At 66.6% G+C, this 3,775-nt stretch carries 3 protein-coding genes and 1 pseudogene; 1 reads left to right on the top strand and 3 read right to left on the bottom strand.

The features are described 5' to 3' along the window. Positions 1-64 precede the first annotated feature (64 nt). From APY03_RS05520 to APY03_RS05510, 3 genes are all read right to left on the bottom strand, one after another. Entirely contained in the window at positions 65-985 is a 921-nt protein-coding gene (locus APY03_RS05520) for an NAD(P)-dependent oxidoreductase (RefSeq protein ID WP_068674716.1), read from the bottom strand. A gap of 35 nt (positions 986-1,020) precedes the next feature. Next, entirely contained in the window at positions 1,021-2,157 is a 1,137-nt protein-coding gene (locus APY03_RS05515; RefSeq protein WP_068674715.1) for a PilT/PilU family type 4a pilus ATPase, read from the bottom strand. A gap of 263 nt (positions 2,158-2,420) precedes the next feature. Continuing rightward, the gene (locus APY03_RS05510) at positions 2,421-3,464 is read right to left on the bottom strand and encodes a type IV pilus twitching motility protein PilT (RefSeq protein WP_068674713.1); all 1,044 of its coding nucleotides are present in this window, start codon (positions 3,462-3,464) and stop codon (positions 2,421-2,423) included. A 37-nt stretch (positions 3,465-3,501) separates the two neighbouring features. Here APY03_RS05510 and APY03_RS43290 point away from each other — a divergent pair. Next, positions 3,502-3,775: pseudogene (locus APY03_RS43290) on the top strand (YggS family pyridoxal phosphate enzyme); the annotation flags it as partial.

Here is a 3,775-nt window from a genome sequence, read left to right as displayed (position 1 = left end):
CCGCTGGTGTTGCCCCCGGTAGGGGGTGGGCGGCTACACGGAGTGAGCCAACCTGGGGGAGAGCTTATTTCAACCGGGTGATCAGGCTCGACGTATCCCAGCGCCGCCCGCCGGCCTGCTGCACGTCGGCATAGAACTGGTCCACCAGCGCGGTCACCGGCAGCCGCGCGCCGTTGCGCTTGGCCTCGTCGAGCACGAGGCCAAGGTCCTTGCGCATCCAGTCGACGGCGAAGCCGAATTCGAACTTGCCCTCGATCATGGTCTTGCCGCGGTTGTCCATCTGCCAGCTCTGCGCGGCGCCCTTGCCGATGACGGCCAGAACCTCGTTCATGTCGAGCCCGGCGCGCTGGCCGAAGGCAATGGCCTCCGACAGGCCCTGCACCAGGCCCGCGATCGCGATCTGGTTGACCATCTTCGCGAGCTGGCCCGAGCCGCTGTCGCCGAGCCGCGTGACGGCGCGCGCGAATGCGGCGATCACCGGCTTCACGCGCTCGAAAGCCGTGGCGTCGCCGCCGCACATCACCGTCAGCGCGCCGTTCTGCGCGCCGGCCTGGCCGCCGGAGACGGGGGCATCGATGAACTGCACGCCGCGTTCCAGCGCCGCCTTCGACAGCTCGCGCGCCACGTCGGCCGAGGCGGTGGTGTGGTCGACGAAGACCGCGCCCTTGGCCATGCCTGCAAGGGCGCCGTCCGCGCCCAGCACCACCGAGCGGAGGTCATCGTCGTTGCCGACGCAGCAGAACACGATGTCGGCGCCGGCTGCGGCTTCGCGCGGGGTGGGGGCGTGGCGCAGGCTGCTCTTGGCCTGTGCGGCGAACTCCTCTTGCCAGGCGGCGGATTTCGCGGCGGTGCGGTTGTAGACCGCGACATCGTGGCCGGCCAGGGCGAGGTGCCCGGCCATGGGGTAGCCCATCACGCCGAGGCCGAGGAAGGCGGTCTTGTGCGCCGGGAGGGGGTCGTAGGTTCTGGGGTTGAGGCTGCTCATGAGGGCGAGCTTATCGCCCTTGCCGCTTCTCGCGATCAGACAATCGCGAAGTGCTCTGTCCCGGCCGACAGATCGGTCGTGCGCGCGCGCTGGCTGTTGAGCTTGATCTGCAGCCGCAGGTCGTTGGCCGAGTCGGCGTTGCGCAGTGCGTCCTCGAAGGAAATCATGTTGGTCTCGAACAGGTCGAACAGCGCCTGGTCGAAGGTCTGCATGCCGAGGTTGCGGCTCTTCTTCATGACCTCCTTGATCTCGCCCACCTCGCCCTTGTAGATCAGGTCGGTGATCAGCGGCGTGTTCAGCAGGATCTCCACCGCGGCGATGCGGCCGCGGCCGTCCTCGGTCGGGATCAGGCGCTGCGAGATCAGCGAGCGCAGGTTGAGCGACAGGTCCATCAGCAGCTGGGGGCGGCGCTCCTCGGGGAAGAAGTTGATGATCCGGTCCAGTGCCTGGTTGGCGCTGTTGGCGTGCAGGGTGGCCATGCACAGGTGGCCGGTCTCGGCGAAGGCCACCGCATGTTCCATGGTTTCGCGGTCGCGGATCTCGCCCATCAGGATCACGTCGGGCGCCTGGCGCAGCGTGTTCTTGAGCGCGGCCTCCCAGCTGTCGGTGTCGATGCCCACCTCGCGCTGCGTCACCACGCAGTTCTTGTGCGGGTGCACGAACTCCACCGGGTCTTCCACCGTCACGATGTGGCCGAAGGAATTCTCGTTGCGCCAGTCGATCATCGCGGCCAGCGTGGTCGACTTGCCCGAGCCGGTGGCGCCCACCAGGATGCACAGGCCGCGCTTGGTCATCGTCACGTCCTTCAGCACCTGCGGCATGCCCAGCCCGTCGATGGTGGGAAGCTTGGCCGGGATGGTCCGCAGCACCATGCCGACCTTGCCCTGCTGCACGAAGGCGTTGACGCGGAAGCGGCCGATGCCGGTCGGCGAGATCGCGAAGTTGCACTCCTTGGTGCGCTCGAACTCCGCCGTCTGGCGGTCGTTCATGATCGAGCGCGTGAGCGCCAGCGTGTGCTGCGAGCCCAAGGCCTGCTGCGACACCTTGGTGACCTTCCCATCGATCTTGATCGCGGGCGGGAAGTCGGCGGTGATGAACAGGTCGCTGCCGTTGCGGCTCACCATGAGCTTGAGCAGTTCGTTGATGAACTGGCTGGCTTGATCGCGTTCCATCTGACGACTCCTAGGTCAATTTGGCCGGCGTCGCTGAACGAGCGCGGCATTCAAGGTTATCCCCATTCGGGGAACACCGCGGAACCGGCTTTGCCGGGCCGCCGGTGTTGCCCCCGGGAGGGGGTGGGCGGCTACACGAAGTGAGCCAACCTGGGGGCGAGCAACATCCCCACCGCGGAACCGGCTTTGCCGGGCCGCTGGTGTTGCCCCCGGTAGGGGGTGGGCGGCTACACGAAGTGAGCCAACCTGGGGGTGAGCCATATTCAGCCGGGGAAATTCTCGGGGATCTTGGCCTTGCCGCGGGCTTCTGCCGCGGAGATGACATTGCGCCGCACGAGGTCCGTCAGGCACTGGTCCAGCGTCTGCATGCCCTGGCCGCTGCCGGTCTGGATCGAGGAGTACATCTGCGCCACCTTGCCCTCGCGGATCAGGTTGCGGATGGCGGAGGTGCCCAGCATGATCTCGTGCGCCGCCACCCGTCCCTGGCCGTCCTTGGTCTTGCACAGGGTCTGCGAGACCACGGCCTGCAGCGACTCCGAGAGCATGGCGCGGATCATTTCCTTCTCCTCGCCCGGGAACACGTCGATGATCCGGTCGATCGTCTTGGCGGCCGAGGAGGTGTGCAGGGTGCCGAACACCAGGTGGCCTGTCTCGGCGGCAGTCATCGCCAGGCGGATCGTTTCCAGGTCGCGCATTTCGCCGACCAGGATCGCGTCGGGGTCCTCGCGCAGCGCCGAGCGCAGGGCGTTGGCGAAGGACAGCGTCATCGGCCCGACCTCGCGTTGGTTGATCAGGCACTTCTTCGACTCGTGCACGAACTCGATCGGGTCCTCCACCGTCAGGATGTGGCCGTATTCGGTCTCGTTGAGGTAGTTGATCATCGCGGCCAGCGTGGTGGACTTGCCCGAGCCCGTCGGGCCGGTCACCAGCACCAGGCCACGGGGCTTGAGCGCGAGTTCACCGAAAATCCTGGGCGCGTTGAGCTGCTCCAGTGTGAGGATCTTCGAGGGAATGGTGCGGAACACCGCGGCCGCGCCGCGGGCCTGGTTGAAGGCGTTCACGCGGAAGCGCGCGAGGCCGTCGATCTCGAAGGAGAAGTCGACCTCGAGGAATTCTTCGTAGTGCTTGCGGTGCGTGTCGCTCATGATGTCGTACACCATGGCGTGCACGGCCTTGTGGTCGAGCGCGTCGACGTTGATGCGCCGCACGTCGCCGTGCACGCGGATCATGGGTGGCAGGCCGGATGACAGATGCAAGTCCGAGGCCTTGTTCTTCACGCTGAAGGCCAGCAGTTGGGTGATGTCCACGAAGCTCCTCGGTGACGTTTTGATACGTTTGGCGATTATGACGATGATTGGTGACAAGCTCCAGCAAGTTCGGGCCCGGATCGTGACCGCATGCACGGCGGCCGGCCGCGATCCGGCGAGCGTGCGCTTGCTTGCGGTGTCCAAGACCTTCCCCGCCGAGGCGGTGCGCGAGGCTCGCACCGCCGGCCAGATTGCCTTCGGCGAGAACTACGTGCAAGAGGGCGTGGCGAAGATCGAGGCCTTGTCCGACCTGCGCGCCGAGCTCGAATGGCACTGCATCGGCCCTCTGCAGAGCAACAAGACGCGGCCGG

Source organism: Variovorax sp. WDL1, from assembly GCF_001541225.1.
Classification (GTDB): Bacteria; Pseudomonadota; Gammaproteobacteria; order Burkholderiales; family Burkholderiaceae_C; genus Variovorax.
This window is presented reverse-complemented; position numbering and strand designations above follow the sequence as displayed.

Excerpts from the sequence above, each read along its gene's own strand:
- APY03_RS05515 (WP_068674715.1), bottom strand. The coding sequence starts at position 2,157 with ATGGAACGCGATCAAGCCAGCCAGTTCATCAACGAACTGCTCAAGCTC.
- APY03_RS05520 (WP_068674716.1), bottom strand. The coding sequence starts at position 985 with ATGAGCAGCCTCAACCCCAGAACCTACGACCCCCTCCCGGCGCACAAG.